The organism is Marinomonas ostreistagni (genome assembly GCF_016888445.1).
Classification (GTDB): Bacteria; Pseudomonadota; Gammaproteobacteria; order Pseudomonadales; family Marinomonadaceae; genus Marinomonas; species Marinomonas ostreistagni.
In genome coordinates this window covers 114561-130036 of sequence record NZ_JAFEKF010000003.1, presented here as the reverse complement: position 1 = coordinate 130036, position 15476 = coordinate 114561, and the positions used below count along the sequence as shown (strand labels likewise).

The window sequence follows — 15476 nt, the reverse complement described above, 5'->3', positions numbered from 1 at the left end:
GCCAATCAACCTAGCGCTGGTGAATTGCGTAAGAATTGTCAAAATCACAGGCAGCATTGATTCGGACTTGAGCGTGCACTAAGCCAATGACAAATGTCACCTCGCAAACTCAAAGTGTCCGCTATTCTCTTGGCTATTTGGTGTCTATAGAGTAAGGCTTAGCCAAGGAGTGAGCATGAAAGCGGGTGGAGTGAAGTTGATTCCCGGCGCGGTATCAGTCGTTTTAACCTTATTGATTTGGTTTGTTATTCCGGTGCCAGAGGGCGTCAGCGCTAATGCCTGGCAGCTACTGGCATTATTCGTTGGCACCATTGCAGCAATCATTGGTAAGGTCATGCCGATCGGTGCGATTGCGATGATCGCGATTGCTCTGGTGGCGCTTACTGGGGTCACCAATGACTCCCCTTCAGGCGCCATGAAAGATGCTTTAAGCGGCTTTTCCAACTCGCTGATTTGGCTGATTGGTATCGCCATTATTATCTCACGCGGCTTATCCAAAACCGGCCTTGGCAATCGTGTGGGGTATTATTTTATCTCGCTGTTTGGCAAAAAAACCGTAGGCATCGGTTACGCCTTGTCTCTGTCTGAACTCATTATTGCTCCTGTAACGCCAAGCAATACTGCCCGTGGCGGTGGCGTCATTCACCCGATCATGAAATCCATCGCCACTAGCTTTGGCTCTGAACCTGAGGATGGTACAGCGCGTAAAATTGGCCATTACCTAGCGCTGGTGAATTACCACATCAACCCGATCACCTCAGCGATGTTTATCACCGCGACCGCGCCCAATCCATTGATCGTACAATTCATCGCCGATGCAACGGGAGCTGATATCAGCATCACTTGGAGCATGTGGGCGTTGGCCGCCCTACTACCAGGCTTAGTATGTATCGCGCTGGTGCCACTGGTGGTCTATCTGGTGTATCCGCCCGAAATCAAAAACACACCCGATGCTAAAACCTTTGCCCAAGCCAAGTTGCGTGACATGGGCGTCATGTCTTATAGCGAAAAAGTCATGGTGTTTGTATTTGCCTTGCTACTCGTACTTTGGGCAGGCATTCCAGCGATGTTGTTGGGCCCTGATTTTGCCATGAACACCACTGCCGTCGCGTTCTTAGGCTTGTCTATCTTATTGGTCACTGGCGTCTTAACTTGGGAAGATGTTCTTAAAGAAAAAAGCGCTTGGGATACCATCACTTGGTTTTCTGCTCTAGTGATGATGGCCACCTTTTTAAACAAGCTGGGCTTAGTCGACTGGTTTTCCTCTGTGGTCGAAAACAATATTGCCCAATTTGGTTTTGATTGGCCGTTAGCAGTCGTCATTCTGGTAGCGATCTATTTCTATGCGCACTACTTTTTTGCCAGTACCACCGCGCACATTACCGCTATGTTTGCGGCCTTTTATGCCGCGGGGCTAGCACTGGGGGCGCCGCCTTTATACTTAGGGCTACTGCTGGCCGGCGCATCGTCTTTGATGATGTCACTGACCCATTATGCTACCGGTACTTCGCCAATTATCTTTGGCTCAGGCTATGTCTCCATGGAAAACTGGTGGCTGATGGGCTTTGTTATGAGCTTGGTAAATCTATCCGTGTGGGGCATCGTCGGCGGCTTGTGGTGGAAGCTACTGGGATTTTGGTAAAACTGATCTAAGCCTCATTCCTATGCGTAAATAAGGGTGTCTGTGGCCACCCATTCTACGTGAGCTTTTATCTTTAGCAGATGATATTCATTTTTGTTGCTACAAATCGGTTATTGAGCCACGTAGAATAGCGCCCAAATTTCAACCTTCTACAGAATGAGCGAAGTTAATGACGCACACAGTTACCAGTGATAACGCTCACGCATCACAAACGCAGAAAGTCGCCGTGATCGGTGCGGGCGTGGCAGGTTCGACCATTGCCCTACGCTTGGGCGAATTGGGTATCGACACCACTCTAATCGAACGTGGCCCAAGTCTGGTAAATGGTCCGCCATTTTGTCACCTGCACGCTGGCGGCAACCTTTACCGCGAGATCTCTGATCAGCAATGTCTGACGTTGCTGCAGCAGTCGATCGACACCGCCAAAATCTACCCGCAAAGCATCAATGTGCGCCCTACCGTAGTCGCCGTGCCCAAAACAGATCCAGCTGAACCATTGGAGTTGTTACCACGCTTGCAAACATTGCAGGCACAATACCAAACACTGATCGAGCAAGATCCGAGCAATCAAGTGTTGGGTAAACCAGAAGACTACTACCGTCTTTATGAGCGTGCGGACATCGAAGCCATTGGTCAGCGTCCATTGCCAGACAAGATTGTCGATGACGAAGACTGGCTGGTGGCGTTTGCCCAGCAAACCAATTTAGACACTCTGAAATTCCCTTTGGTAGTCGTGCAAGAATACGGCTTATCAGCGTTTCGTTGGGCGGCAGCGGCCAGTATCGCCATTGAGCGTTTAGACAGTTGCCACGTACAAACCCACACCAGTGTGGTAGATATTCGCCCTAGCACTCAAGGTCAAGGCTGGCAAATCGTTACTCAGCCGACGCAGTCTGGTGCTTCTAATAGCGCAGATTTAACGACTACCGAATACGATTACGTGGTCAATGCCTGCGGCTTTAAGAGCGGCGAGCTGGACGATATGATCGATGCCAAGCGCCAGCGCATGGTGGAATTCAAAGCCTCTTTTGTCACCCATTGGCCTGAGTGCAACGGTCTTTGGCCGGAAGTGATCATTCATGGCACCCGAGGTACGCCGCAAGGCATGGCGCAATTAACGCCTTACCCAGATGGCTACTTCCAGCTGCACGGTATGACCCAAGCCATTACCCTGTTCAAAGATGGCTTAGTGACCAGCTGTGAGCAAAGCGCGCAACCAAAGCTGGCACCGCACTTTTTACAAAAGATCAATGGCCAATGGTCAGAGCAATCGGTCACCGAACGTACTGAAAGCAACATTCAGCACGTCGCGCAATACATTCCGACCTTTGCCTCCGCCAAGACAGCGGCTAAACCTTTGTTTGGTGCCCAGCAAATCCCTGGGGAAGACCCCGATTTGCGCGCCGCAGATGTGTCGTTTGATCGCCATGGTTATGCCCGCGCGGAGATCGTCAAAGCCTCTTCGGCATTGGCGACTGCGGATGCGATTTTAAAAGACCTACTGGATACCGGCGTGATTGATTCAGAGTTTGCTAAGCAGCACTTACATGATCACTACTTCCCCGTGACCTTGCAATGTCAGCAAGATGATCTGACGCAAGCCGCCGAACAGTTAGCGCGCGAGCGCCACTATCCAGAAGCTCTGGCACGTAATTTTGGCTAGCCCCAAACCAAAAAGCTTGGCCAGTGGCCAAGCTTTTTTAATAAATGAAAAGACCTTAGGCCGGCTCAGCCACAGGCGTAAATACCTTTAATAAATCACTGAACTGATCAAATAAAAACTCCGGCTCGTAACTAGCCAAGTCTTCATCATAGTTATAACCGTAACTCACGCCAACGCTGGCGATCTTAGCGGCTTTCGCTGCCAAAATGTCATTTTTAGAATCGCCAATCATGACGCAGTCAGACAACTGCGCATTGAGCATGCCACAGGCCGTATAGAGTGGTAGCGGCTCTGGTTTACGCTCTGGCGAAGAATCGCCACCCAAAGCAAACTCAAATAAGCCATTTAGCCCCAAACCGTCCAGCATAGGCGCAATAAATTTCTCTGGCTTATTGGTGATGATCGCCAAACGATAGCCACGCTGTTTGAGTGTTTGCAGCGTCTCTTTCACCCCAGGGTACAAAACCGACTGATCACAGACACGCTCCTCGTAGCGCGCCAAAAAGATCTCTAGCGCTTCGGTTACCAGTGACTCTGACAAATTAGGGTCAATCTCTTTTGCACCACTAAGGCCTCGTGAAATCAGTGGCTGGGCACCGTTGCCCACCCAATTACGAACAGTCGCCTCAGGAAAAGGCTCCCGCCCTAGCTCGACTAAAGTCGCATTCACCGCCGCCGCAAGGTCTGGGGCGCTGTCGACCAAGGTGCCGTCTAGATCAAATAATAAAACGCTCTTATCTTTAAAACTCATTATAGGGGTACTCTCGATTACTAGGTTTACCAAGGCAACTGATCGCCATTGGAATGCCAGAAGGTGCCAGTGTTGTCCAAATTTAAGGCCTCGATACGCTTAGATAAACGTTCAGCTGCCTCATCAGGCGTGATATCACCGTAGCCGCCAATCATTTCGGTACCGACTAAACCTGGATGCAAAATGGCCACCGCCACGCCCTGTGGCTTAAGATCATGGGCCAGTGATTTACCAGCGATATTTAACGCCGATTTAGACATGCGGTAACCATAACGCCCGCCGCTGGTGTTGTCAGCCACCGAGCCCATGCGGCTGGTAATCAAGGCTAGTTTAGCGCCCTGATTAAATTGCTTACGCAGAGCGTCTGTCACCACCAAGGGCGCCAAAGCATTGGTTTCAAATTGCTGACGAATGGAGTCGGTATCAATCAATCCTAATTGCTCGTCGCGCAAGATACCGGCGTTATTGATCAACAAATCAATACTGACACCGGCCAGCGCGTCAGTGAGATTGGCAATCCCCTGGGCTTGGGTGACATCAACGTTTTCGATCACATTAACGCCCAGTGCTTTGAGCTCAGCACTGGCTTGGCGGCAGGCAGCAAAGACCTGATAGCCTTGCGCGTAATACAAGCTTGCAAACGATAAACCAATGCCACGACTGGCACCGGTAATGATCACAGTTTTAGTAGACATAAATGACTCATAATGACGATGTAAGTTCTTATTATTAGTGGGGATAGCCGACTCAAGATCAAGGGTTCCCTCACCTTACTCGCCACCGAGACAAAGTGTCACAGCTCAGTGATAACGCTTAGCGACTTGGAAGCGAATATCAAACTCCACGCCTTGGCCTAGCTCACTATGACAAACGATCGAGCCCCCTAGGGCGTTAGTGACAATATTGTAAGTGATATTTAAGCCTAAGCCGGTTCCGCCTGCGCCACGCTGAGTGGTAAAGAAGGGGTCGAAAATACGGTTCAAATTGGCCGGCTCTATGCCTTTGCCATCGTCTTGATAGCGCAGTAAAAACTCGGTGTCAGACAGTGGCGATAGCGCGATGGTGATTTGACCTGAGCTCGATTCACTAAAGCCATGGTTGACCGAGTTCACGATTAAGTTGGTGAGCACTTGCGATAACAAGCCTGGGTTAACCAACACATTATAATCCTCGGCACAGTCGACGTTGACGGTCGCGCGCGTCTTACGCAATACCGACGCCAAACTAAACACCACCTCTTCGATGTAGTGTTTAAGATTCACTTGGCGGTCCTCTTCACTGGTTTGATCTACCGCCACCTGCTTGAAGCTGCGCACCAGATGGGCGGTACGCTCTAGATTTTTTTGCACGATATTCGAAATCTCGCGCACACTGCCTAGAAAATCTTCAAAATCCGTTTCGGTCAAGCAGCCTTGCTGGTAGCGCTCGGTGATCGCTTGGCAATCTTCGACCAACTGGGACACCCCAGTTAAACCAATCCCCACAGGCGTATTGATCTCATGGGCAACCCCTGCCACCAACGAGCCCAAGCTCGCCATTTTCTCCGACTCAACCAATTTATCTTGGGCCTGTTCTAGGTGCTGTATGGTTTCTTCTAAGTGGGCATTGGATGCTTTGAGCTCTTCATTACGCTCTTGCACTTCAAGCTCTAGGGCCTTTTTCTCTGAGATATCGCGAGTGATGGCATACAATACGTCCGTGCCATTGAGATTGATTTTGAACAAAATAATCTCACACCAAAACTCTGTACCGTCTAACTTGCGATGCACCCACTCAAAATTAATCGTCCCCTGAGTAAAAGCCGTCTCGATAATAGCCACCGCTTTGTCCTTTGACGCCTGACCATCAGGTTGGTACTCAGGCGACAGATCAATGGGTGTAATGCCAATGATTTCCTCTTTGCTATGCGCACCAAACAACTGCATAAAGGTCTTATTACAGTCAAAATAGTACTCAGAATTTAGTAGGCACAAACCATCTAACGACTCGTTAAATAAGGTTTCAAAGGTCTCTTTTTGCTCAGCAAGCTCCAACTCGAGCGCTTTTTTAGCCGAGATATCGCGCGTGATGGCGTACAACACATCGGTGTCATTCACATTGATCTTAAAGAGTATGATTTCACACCAAAACGGTGTGCCATCAAACTTTTGGTGGACCCATTCAAAATGAATGGTGCCTTCAGTAAAGGCCGTGTTGATGATGTCTATGGCCTTGTCTGCTGAGCGCTGACCATCGGGTTGGTATTCAGGGGATAAATCAATGGGGGTGATACCGATGATCTCTTGTTTGTCTTGGGCGCCAAATAAATGCATAAACGCCTTGTTGCAGTCTATGTAATGCTCCGTTGTCAGCAAGCACAAGCCATCTTCTGATTCATTAAACAGCGTTTCGAAGGTTTCTTTTTGGGCTTGGGTTTCAAGCTCTAGAACTTTTTTACGAGAAATGTCACGCCAGTTAGTATGCAGCACCACTTCGCCATCCAACACCATCTTGGTAAGGATCACTTCGGCCCAAAACTCGTCACCATTGAGTTTTTTGTGCACCCATTCAAAGCGCACACTGCCATCGCGATAGCACTGCTCGATCATCTCGATACTTTTCTCGTAGGATGACCGGCCATCGGGCTGCCACTCTGGAGAGAACTGATCAGGGGTATTGCCGACAAACTGGCTGCGCTCGCTCGCCCCAACTAGGTCCAACATCGATTGGTTGCAATCAACAAACACATCACCTTTAAAGATTGCTAAACCATCTTTAGAATCTCGAAAAACCGTTTCAAAACCATCAACCTGAACAAACGCCTGCTTCATACGACCTAGCCTACATAATTTTCTGTAATCGCCATGCTCTAACAACATGAAGGATGCTATTAAAGTTAGCAAAGACACCCAAAACATCCAGCCAAACAAGCTCTATCACGCCCACTAGCACGTCTAAAAGCCCATCCGTTACAAAAGTTTCCGGCCTGTAACTTAACCAATACGTCAAAATACGACGCTCAGTGCATTTGTATCGTCATGCTTTAAAGATTTTTTGTCACAGGCCGTGTTAAAATAGCCGAAACCTAACTTCCCTAGTAAAGGATCGTCCATGACTTTGCCGACCAGCCAGTCACCTAACGTCGTCGTTGTTAGCAACTCTTCTGACAACCCGTTTGCCATCGATGTCGCGTATGCGATGGGCCAAAATGAAGACATCGCTGATATCATCAGCATGAAGCACTTCATGAACTCCGAATTTTGTCCGCGTTTTATCTCTGATGAAGCCGATTTTGACAACATCGGACGCACGCTTACGGGCAAATCTGTGGTCATTGTCAGCACAACAAGCCACGTCCAAAGCCGCCAAGAATTGGCGATGGCCAACTTTGTTATCGCCCGCGCTGCCAAAGAAAACGGCGCTGAGCGTGTTATCCTAGTCGAGCCAGACTTGTTCTACAGCGCCCAAGACCGTGGTCCACACAAAGACTTAGGCGAAACCAGCTTCGAACGTGATATCAAAGACATCAAAAAGTTCGACGGTCAGCCATTCACTGCCAAGCTATACGCGCAAATGCTGAAGCTATCCGGTGTTGATACGGTGATGACGATCCACAACCACTCGGATTCAGTACAAAAGATCTTCACAGAAGTCTTCGAAGGCAACTTCCACAACCTGATCCCATACGAAATCTACGCCCACTACCTACTGAACTCTAACATCCTAAGTTACGGTGAAGACGGTGAAGGCCTAGTGCTTTGTGCTCCAGATAAAGGCGCACGTGATTTTGTTAAGCAAATGTACAATACGCTTGGTTTGACCAAAGCGAAGTTCATCATGCTAGACAAAGAGCGTACCGCTGAGCGTAAAGTCGAGATCACGCTACACAAAGAGAGCGAGCACACCTTTGAAGGCCTCGACGGTGCCAGCATCGTACTGTTTGATGACATGGTTCGTACTGGCTCAACGATCATCAAATCTTGTCAGTTCTTGAAGCAGATTAACCCTGAGCGCATGGTCTTTGCAGTATCGCACTTCTACGCTAGCAACGAAGGCCGTGAGCGTATGGCGCACCCTGCTCTAGGCGAAATCCTAACACTGAACACGCTACCAACGATTCTGAACCGTGACGAGCAAGGCCGTCTACGTAAGAAGATGGTGGTACTGAAAGTTGAGAAATGGTTAGGCCAAGAGCTGAGCAAAATCCTAGGTTTGCCACAAAGCGAAGAGCAGAACCCTTACAAGATCGACATGTCGTCTAAAAACCCACGCTTTAAGCGTAAAATCTGGTTCAGTGAAGAACTTCACGATTTGAACCAAGACGGCTAAGATCCCCTGTAGCCTATACTAAAAAGCCGATCTGATTGTGTCAGATCGGCTTTTTTATGCTTCACCAATAGCGCTTAGAAGCTGTAGTTAGCGCGCAAGCGTAACTCATCATCTTCGGCATCTTTACTGCCCATCTCGTAAGCAGCTGTCACGTTCAAACCATTAGCGAAGTCGTAGCCACCACGGATAGCCGTGTAAGCACGCTTGTAGTCACGACCATCTTCCAATACATAACTCGAGCCAACAAAAGCACGCTCAGTTAGATTGTAATCGGCAGAAATTTTCGACGCGTCTTGATCTGCTTGATATTGGTAAGCGAACACATCGGACCAAGTGTAAGCCAAGTCAGCACCATTACCGACGCCAGGAATCACATCGGCATCATCACCGGTGGTGGTGTAAGCCGCTAACAAGTCCCATTTACCTAGCGTTGCCGTACCTTTGACGCCAAACAAATGACCACGTGCTTCACCGTCTTCTTGGCTGCTGTAATATTGCGCCGCGATGCCGTAATTCGCGAAGCTAAACGCCGACTCAAGGTAGGTTGTATCAAACGCATCGATGGCATCGACATAAGCCGCTGTTAGTGCAAGGTTTTCGATCGACGTGTTTTTTACCGACAAGGCATAGACACCATCTTCGACTTCAAATGCCCACGGCGCGCCTGCAGTACGGAAGGTTTCGCTAAACTCACCTATACCGCCTTCGCGATCGGTACGCGCTTGGAATTCATCCATGTACGCCGCCGTGATGGTGGTGTTGGCCAAGTCTTTGTTGACGATCGAAATACCTTGGAAGGCTTCGCGGGTTACACGAGAGCCGCTGCCGCCCATGACTGGCGTCCAGAAATACATACGACCGACTTGGGCGCGTGTATTACCGATATCGTACGACAAAAATGCTTCTGATAACTGACCGCCGTTGCCATACATATTGCTACTACGCGCTTGTTTCGCTTCGTCATCAGCCCAAGGTGAGCTGGTGTGCTGGAACGTTCCGGTAAAACCAAAGCCCTTGTATTGCGCGGTTTCTAGGCTTAAATCAAAACCTAGTGTGGTGATCTCATTATCCGCGCCTGAGCCGCTCTCGCGAGCGAAGTGGTAGGCTTGAAACGCACCACTGATTTGGCTTTTTTGAAACGCATCAGCCACGCTAGTGGCTTCTTCAGTATTTGCGGCGAACGCGACCATCGGCATCACGGCAACTGCCGTACAGCCAAGCTTAAACATTTTCATCGACTTCCCATTACTATGTAGTTAATTGTTGTAGAAATGCTGAGGCTCATTTCCCATTTTAATTATGTTATAACATAACAAATATATCATAATGGCAAATTGCTGAAAATATCCGTGTCGCTTAAAGAACGTTTTGCTTGCGAAACAAGCGCTTGTCTTGCAAAGAGATTTCATACTCTAACGGTCAGCAGCGAGCTATACTGCAAGGACAATCACAGGCGCTTAAGCGCCACCTACTAAGTGAGGCTTAATTATGCTTATGACTTTTCGTTCTGACGCACACGCCAACATCACCATGTTTGGCTCGGTTGGTATGCAACTGGTCAATATGATGGGCTATGGCGATAGCCGCTCTGGAGCCATTCAGGCTGATGATATTCCAGAGGTGTTGCAGCGCTTACAATCCGCTCTCGCGCAGCAAAAAGCCAACGCTCAACCAGAACAAGAGCCAGAAGACGAAGATGGTGAGCCAGCAGAGCAGCCCGTAAGTATCGCCAATCGCGCTTTGCCATTGATCGACATGCTTAAGGCAGCCAGCCGAGAAGAGTGTGCGATTATGTGGGAAGGCAAATAAAAAAGCCCCGCTCGGTGAGCGGGGCCTGTGTTTTTTCAGTGCAGTGAGACCAACGCTTACAGTTCGATGTTGGCGATGTCTTCTTGCTCAGGCAGTGTGATAGAAGCATCACCCGCTGGCGCTACCGTTTTCGGTGCTTGCGGTGGATGCAGTTTCAATGATTCACTGGTGTACATCAGTTCTTTGTGAGTCGCTTCCACGTTGCCGTTTAGCTTAGTACCGTAAGAAGGAATGATCTCTTTAAGCTTAGCATTCCATTCACCAGCTACCTTGTCAGCAAACACGTCTTCTAATACGTTCAGCATGATTGGCGCTGCCGTTGACGCGCCTGGAGATGCGCCCAAAAGTGCCGCTAGACTTGAGTCAGCAGACGACACCACTTCGGTACCGAATTGTAGACGACCGCCCTTCTCAGGATCGTTTTTGATGATCTGGACACGCTGACCAGCCGTGATCAGTTTCCAGTCTTCCTTCTTCGCCGTTGGGTAGTACTTCTGTAGCTCAGCAAAACGGTCTTCGTCGGTCAGCATCACTTGTTCGATCAAGTATTGCACCAAGTTGAAGTTATCCAAACCCACTTCCATCATCGGCAGCGCGTTGTCAGTCGTCGTCGCACCCAATAGATCCCATAGCGAACCGTTTTTCAGGAACTTAGTTGAGAAGGTAGCGAATGGACCAAATAGCAGCACTTCTTTGCCGTCGATACGACGCGCATCCAAGTGTGGTACTGACATCGGTGGCGCACCAACTTCAGCTTGACCGTAAGATTTGTTGACGTGCTGTTTCACTATATCTGGGTTGTCTGTCACTAGGAACTGACCGCCAACAGGGAAACCGCCGTAGACTTCGCCTTCTGGAATGCCAGATGCTTGTAGCAATGGCAGTGCTGCACCGCCCGCACCGATGAAGACAAACTTCGCATCGATAGTACGCTCTTGCTCACCATTGGCTAGATCAGCAATGGTCACTGTCCAGCTCTTGTCAGCGTTTTGCGTAAGATCACGCACTTCACTGTTTAGCTGTAGGTCGAAGTTATCTTTCGTAGTTAGGTTGCGCACTAACTGGCGAGTAATCTCACCGTAGTTAACATCCGTACCCAATACCGAGTGCGTTGCTGCCACAGGCTGCTCAGGATCACGGCCTTCGATCAACAACGGTGCCCATTCAGCGATCTGCGCAGGGTCTTCGCTGTAATCCATGCTTTGGAACAAGGTGTTCTTCTGCAGCTCTGCGTAACGTTTACGTAGGAAGTTAACGTTCTTATCGCCCCAGACAAAACTCATGTGGTTGACCGTACGGATGAACGACTCTGGATTGTGCATCACATCGTTATTCACCTGGTGTGCCCAGAACTGACGGCTGATTTGGAACGCTTCGTTAACCTTAACCGCTTTATCAATATTGATGCTGCCATCAGGCATTTCTGGCGTGTAGTTCAACTCCATCAATGCTGAGTGACCAGTACCAGCGTTGTTCCAACCGTTAGAACTTTCTTTGGCCACACCGTCAAGGCGCTCGACCATAGTCATCGACCAGTTTGGTTCTAGCTCTTGTAGGTAGGTACCCAAGGTAGCGCTCATGATGCCGCCACCGATTAGTAATACGTCCACTTGTTCGTCTTGCGCGTGTGCTGGTGTCAGCACCGTAGCAACACTTACCCAGGCGGTAAGCAATGCCAGTTTGATATTTTTCATATTGATTGGCTCTGTGATCGTTTCAGCGAAGGACGCTACAAAAGAAAGCACTCTGCAGCGTAGGCAGATAAAAAAGACTAGCGCGACACCATGCACCATTTTGGTGTTGGCCGCCCTAAAACTGCGCTAAATTAACATTGCGCCAGATCACAGAACATCTTTGGTAAATAGGAAAGGTTTCGAGCGTTTAGACAGCTTATGTAAGTTATTTCACTGTCGTTTGACTCACTCTAAACGCAAGGCTTCGATCACCTTACGAAACGCGGCGGTTGGCTGATGACGACTGGGATAATACAGATGAAAGCCCTCAAAGGGCTCAGCCCAGTCACTTAATACTTCGACTAACGCGCCACTTTGTAGGTGCTTCTCTACCTGAAAATCCGGCAACTGCGCATAGCCTGCACCGGCCAACGCCGCGTCTAAAATTTGATAAACACTATTAAAGATCAACGGGCCTTTAACGCGCACATAAAAATCTTGCCCTGCTTCACTAAATTCCCACGGATACAGCCCGCCATGGGTAGCAAGGCGCAGATTAATACAGCGCTGCTGCATTAACTCATCAGGGTGACTCGGCGCGCCATGGGCCGCAATAAACTCAGGTGTCGCGACGGTGACCATGCGCATCGGCGGACCGATTGGCAAGGCAATCATGTCGGCATCGATAATGCCGCCAGTACGCACTCCGGCATCAAAGCGCTCGGCCACGATGTCTTTTAAGCTATAATCAATGACAATCTCAAGGGTGATATCTGGGTACGCCTGCAGCACAGGTAAAAGCTTGGGCCACAACACTTCCTTGGCCGCCAACTCATCCGAGGTGATGCGCACTGTGCCCGAAGGCTTATCACGCAGCTCGCCGACCACAGAAATCTCGTGATCAATCTTATCGAGCAAAGGCGCAATCGACTGCAATAAGCGCTCCCCTGCTTCGGTTCGCGTGACGCTGCGCGTTGTTCGAGTCAGTAGCCGTACGCCCAAGCGCTCTTCTAAAGCACGGATGGTATTGCTCACTGACGAGGTCGACACACCTAACTTCGCTGCCGCACGAGTAAAGTTGCCTTCCTTGCCTACTAAGACAAAGACCGACAAATCATCAAGATAATGTTTAGCCATTGTTATCCAAATCGAAATACTGAATGCAGTTTATGAAACTACATTAAACAATTTGCTGTGGCTACAATGCTGTCATCAATCCATCGTCTTAAATATATGAGGAGAGCATCCATGAACGTCAGTTACGATTTTAGCGGCAAGGTCGCACTAGTTACCGGCGCAAGCTCTGGCATGGGCGAAGCCTCAGCCTGGTCTTACGCCAAAGCCGGTGCTTCAGTCGTGGTGTCAGATATCAACGAAACCGCCCTGTACAAACTGGCGGAAGACATCAAAGCCGCGGGCTACGAAGCCTACCCGGTAGTATGCGATGTAGCAGACGACGCTCAAGTAGCGGCTATGGTCGAAGCGACGGTCGCCAAATACGGCCAACTAGACATGGCTTACAACAATGCTGGCATCCAGCCACCACCAGCCGAAATGGCAGATCAACAGCCAGAAGATTACCGCCGCGTGATGGGCGTTAACTTAGATGGCGTCTGGTCATGCATGCGCCATGAGCTGGCACAAATGCGTAAGCAAGGTAGCGGCTCTATTGTGAACTGTGCGTCAGTCGGCGCCTTAGTCGGCGGCAAAGCATTGGGCATCTACTACGGCTCTAAACACGGCGTACTGGGCTTAACCAAAAGTGCCGCCATGGACTACGCTGCACAAGGTATCCGTGTTAACGCTGTGTGCCCTGGCACCATCAACACACCCATGGTAGCGAAAATGCTAGAAGAGCAAAAAGAAGCCATGGATGAATTTATGAAGCTACAAGCGATCGGCCGCTTGGGTACAGCCGATGAAATCGCTCAAGCAGTGATGTGGCTATCAAGCGAAGGCGCAAGCTTCGTAGTCGGTGCTTCATTGGCGGTCGACGGCGCATTTACCGCGAACTAATCATTACCTGAAGACGTTAAAAAGCCAGCTTAATGCTGGCTTTTTTTGTGTTTATTTGCCCGTGAAGACTTGTCTAACGCCCGCGGCCAGAGAAGCGGTAAGCGGCAGCAATGGCGTTAACGTCGCCTGCAGAGCATGATACAAATCATCTCGTAAGGGGTAGACCGCAAACGTACGCTGCCCTGCTTGATCCACTTCTGGTAACCAACCGCCGTATTTCGCATCAATCAGGCTATCAGCAATATAGCCCCACGCCATACGATGCATCACCTCAAAGCGTCGCTCGCCGGTGCGTAGCATAAACAGATACGCCGCATTGGCCGTCTCGGCTTGCACCCACCAAGGCCTATTGGCGACGCTGACCTCATCATTCCAGCCAATGGTGTACACCATGCCTGGCTTGCCATCGGCTCCCCAACCAAGCGCTACAGCACTGTCGAGTAAACCCATGGCATCGGGCAGCAACCAATCCGGCGCTGCCTGCTTATGAGCCATCAATGCCGCTTCGACTTTTAGCATCAGCCCAGCCCACTCAGAAAAGTGCCCCGGCGTCATTCCCCATGGGCGAAAATCATCTTTTGGTTTATCAACATTGAAGTCAGGCAACATCTGCCAGTGGCGATCGAAGTGCTCGGGTAAACGATAGTCATACACCCTGGCAATATCATGACCAAAGCGCTTCACTAACGCTAGCGAGCGATCCAACCACTTCATCTCACCGGTGGCATCCCATAGCGCCAGAAATGCCTCGGTCGCATGCATGTTGGCATTGGCGCCCCGGTAGTCTTCACAATCACTCCAGTCCGCAGCAAAGCTCGGCGCCATGACTGCCTCATCTTCCAGCCAAAACCGCTGATCAATGATCTCGGTACTGGCCTTAAGCAACTCCGAGGCGCGAGGACGCTGGGCCATGCTGGCACTCGCCGCCGCTAGTGCCACAAAAGCATGAACATACGCTTCTTTACGGCCCTGCTGACTTTCATCTTCAAACCAGCCCCCATGTTTATGATCGCGCAAGGGGCCCTCTAATAAAGCCTTTAAACCATGATCGACAAGCTCTGCCGCACCCTCGACGCCCATCAATGCTGCCAAGCTATAACTGTGCACCATGCGCGCCGTCACCAGTGTTACCGCCGTCGTCGAGGTTAATTGCCCAGCATCATCCAGCGCCCCAAAACCCGAGGCAACCTGCGCCGCTTGATAATGGGCCAGCAAGCGCCGCCCCTGACACAACAACCAGCTGTCGTGATGCGCCGAAGTCATTGTTTGTCCGTTAGTAGAAGTCTTGGTGTTTGGCCTATTCATAGAAAGAGAAACTCCTTTTCACACAACGTCTTACATAGAAGTAAAGGTCTGGATGTATAAGGCTTCTACCTTATCGCGCGCCCACTGAGTTTTACGCAAAAACTTAAGCGACGACTTGATCAAAGGATCCTTGGCAAAGCAGTTTACACGCACACGATCGTATAACCCCTGCCAGCCGTAATGCTCGACTAAACGAGTCAGCACCTTTTCTAAAGATAAACCGTGTAAGGGATTGTTAGGTTGGCTCATGGGGAAATCCTGCTTTAAGTGAGCAAGCAGTGTAGCAGGTTTTCGGGAGTGGATCTTTAG

Annotated in this window: 13 protein-coding genes; 5 read left to right on the top strand and 8 right to left on the bottom strand. The window is 49.8% G+C overall.

The window, feature by feature from the left end; translation table 11 throughout:
• Nucleotides 1–175: 175 nt before the first annotated feature.
• Both JQX58_RS10355 and JQX58_RS10350 read left to right on the top strand, forming a co-directional pair.
• A complete protein-coding gene (locus tag JQX58_RS10355) occupies nucleotides 176–1642 on the top strand; it encodes a DASS family sodium-coupled anion symporter (RefSeq protein WP_204146789.1) in 1467 nt (488 codons plus the stop codon).
• Nucleotides 1643–1811: 169 nt separating this feature from the next.
• Entirely contained in the window at nucleotides 1812–3305 is a 1494-nt protein-coding gene (locus JQX58_RS10350) for an FAD-dependent oxidoreductase (RefSeq protein WP_204146788.1), read from the top strand.
• 55 nt (nucleotides 3306–3360) lie between these two features.
• Here JQX58_RS10350 and JQX58_RS10345 read toward each other — a convergent pair whose 3' ends face one another.
• From JQX58_RS10345 to JQX58_RS10335, 3 genes are all read right to left on the bottom strand, one after another.
• Nucleotides 3361–4056: a phosphoglycolate phosphatase gene (locus JQX58_RS10345; protein ID WP_204146787.1), complete on the bottom strand. Its 696-nt coding sequence runs from the start codon at nucleotides 4054–4056 to the stop codon at nucleotides 3361–3363.
• A gap of 26 nt (nucleotides 4057–4082) precedes the next feature.
• Nucleotides 4083–4751, bottom strand: a complete 669-nt coding sequence (locus JQX58_RS10340) for an SDR family oxidoreductase (RefSeq protein ID WP_204146786.1) — start codon at nucleotides 4749–4751, stop codon at nucleotides 4083–4085.
• A gap of 105 nt (nucleotides 4752–4856) precedes the next feature.
• Entirely contained in the window at nucleotides 4857–6866 is a 2010-nt protein-coding gene (locus JQX58_RS10335) for a PAS domain-containing protein (RefSeq protein WP_204146785.1), read from the bottom strand.
• A gap of 280 nt (nucleotides 6867–7146) precedes the next feature.
• On the opposite strand from JQX58_RS10335, the gene JQX58_RS10330 reads away from it, so the two are divergent.
• Complete coding sequence (locus JQX58_RS10330) at nucleotides 7147–8364, top strand: ribose-phosphate diphosphokinase (RefSeq protein WP_204146784.1); 1218 nt, start codon at nucleotides 7147–7149, stop codon at nucleotides 8362–8364.
• Nucleotides 8365–8438: 74 nt separating this feature from the next.
• On the opposite strand, the gene JQX58_RS10325 is transcribed toward JQX58_RS10330, so the two are convergent.
• Entirely contained in the window at nucleotides 8439–9599 is a 1161-nt protein-coding gene (locus JQX58_RS10325; RefSeq protein WP_204146783.1) for an OprD family outer membrane porin, read from the bottom strand.
• Between the two features lie 259 nt (nucleotides 9600–9858).
• Here JQX58_RS10325 and JQX58_RS10320 point away from each other — a divergent pair, with 259 nt between their 5' ends.
• The gene (locus JQX58_RS10320) at nucleotides 9859–10173 is read left to right on the top strand and encodes a DUF1840 domain-containing protein (protein ID WP_204146782.1); all 315 of its coding nucleotides are present in this window, start codon (nucleotides 9859–9861) and stop codon (nucleotides 10171–10173) included.
• Between the two features lie 56 nt (nucleotides 10174–10229).
• On the opposite strand, the gene mqo is transcribed toward JQX58_RS10320, so the two are convergent.
• Both mqo and JQX58_RS10310 read right to left on the bottom strand, forming a co-directional pair.
• Complete coding sequence (mqo, locus tag JQX58_RS10315; protein ID WP_204146781.1) at nucleotides 10230–11867, bottom strand: malate dehydrogenase (quinone); 1638 nt, start codon at nucleotides 11865–11867, stop codon at nucleotides 10230–10232.
• A gap of 225 nt (nucleotides 11868–12092) precedes the next feature.
• Nucleotides 12093–12983 (bottom strand): LysR family transcriptional regulator, encoded by an 891-nt coding sequence (locus tag JQX58_RS10310; RefSeq protein ID WP_204146780.1) that lies wholly within the window; start codon nucleotides 12981–12983, stop codon nucleotides 12093–12095.
• 111 nt (nucleotides 12984–13094) lie between these two features.
• On the opposite strand from JQX58_RS10310, the gene JQX58_RS10305 reads away from it, so the two are divergent.
• Nucleotides 13095–13862, top strand: coding sequence for a glucose 1-dehydrogenase (locus JQX58_RS10305; RefSeq protein WP_204146779.1), 768 nt, complete (start codon nucleotides 13095–13097; stop codon nucleotides 13860–13862).
• A gap of 51 nt (nucleotides 13863–13913) precedes the next feature.
• Here JQX58_RS10305 and JQX58_RS10300 read toward each other — a convergent pair whose 3' ends face one another.
• Nucleotides 13914–15167 carry an AGE family epimerase/isomerase gene (locus tag JQX58_RS10300; RefSeq protein WP_204146778.1) on the bottom strand — a complete coding sequence of 418 codons (1254 nt, stop codon included), beginning with the start codon at nucleotides 15165–15167 and terminating at the stop codon, nucleotides 13914–13916.
• Between the two features lie 30 nt (nucleotides 15168–15197).
• The gene (locus JQX58_RS10295; RefSeq protein WP_204146777.1) at nucleotides 15198–15416 is read right to left on the bottom strand and encodes a VF530 family protein; all 219 of its coding nucleotides are present in this window, start codon (nucleotides 15414–15416) and stop codon (nucleotides 15198–15200) included.
• Between the last annotated feature and the right edge of the window lie 60 nt (nucleotides 15417–15476).

Excerpts from the sequence above, each read along its gene's own strand:
- JQX58_RS10305 (WP_204146779.1), top strand. The coding sequence starts at position 13,095 with ATGAACGTCAGTTACGATTTTAGCGGCAAGGTCGCACTAGTTACCGGC.
- JQX58_RS10330 (WP_204146784.1), top strand. The coding sequence starts at position 7,147 with ATGACTTTGCCGACCAGCCAGTCACCTAACGTCGTCGTTGTTAGCAAC.
- JQX58_RS10310 (WP_204146780.1), bottom strand. The coding sequence starts at position 12,983 with ATGGCTAAACATTATCTTGATGATTTGTCGGTCTTTGTCTTAGTAGGC.
- JQX58_RS10335 (WP_204146785.1), bottom strand. The coding sequence starts at position 6,866 with ATGAAGCAGGCGTTTGTTCAGGTTGATGGTTTTGAAACGGTTTTTCGA.
- JQX58_RS10325 (WP_204146783.1), bottom strand. The coding sequence starts at position 9,599 with ATGAAAATGTTTAAGCTTGGCTGTACGGCAGTTGCCGTGATGCCGATG.
- JQX58_RS10345 (WP_204146787.1), bottom strand. The coding sequence starts at position 4,056 with ATGAGTTTTAAAGATAAGAGCGTTTTATTATTTGATCTAGACGGCACC.
- JQX58_RS10340 (WP_204146786.1), bottom strand. The coding sequence starts at position 4,751 with ATGTCTACTAAAACTGTGATCATTACCGGTGCCAGTCGTGGCATTGGT.
- JQX58_RS10320 (WP_204146782.1), top strand. The coding sequence starts at position 9,859 with ATGACTTTTCGTTCTGACGCACACGCCAACATCACCATGTTTGGCTCG.
- JQX58_RS10355 (WP_204146789.1), top strand. The coding sequence starts at position 176 with ATGAAAGCGGGTGGAGTGAAGTTGATTCCCGGCGCGGTATCAGTCGTT.
- JQX58_RS10300 (WP_204146778.1), bottom strand. The coding sequence starts at position 15,167 with ATGAATAGGCCAAACACCAAGACTTCTACTAACGGACAAACAATGACT.
- mqo (WP_204146781.1), bottom strand. The coding sequence starts at position 11,867 with ATGAAAAATATCAAACTGGCATTGCTTACCGCCTGGGTAAGTGTTGCT.
- JQX58_RS10350 (WP_204146788.1), top strand. The coding sequence starts at position 1,812 with ATGACGCACACAGTTACCAGTGATAACGCTCACGCATCACAAACGCAG.
- JQX58_RS10295 (WP_204146777.1), bottom strand. The coding sequence starts at position 15,416 with ATGAGCCAACCTAACAATCCCTTACACGGTTTATCTTTAGAAAAGGTG.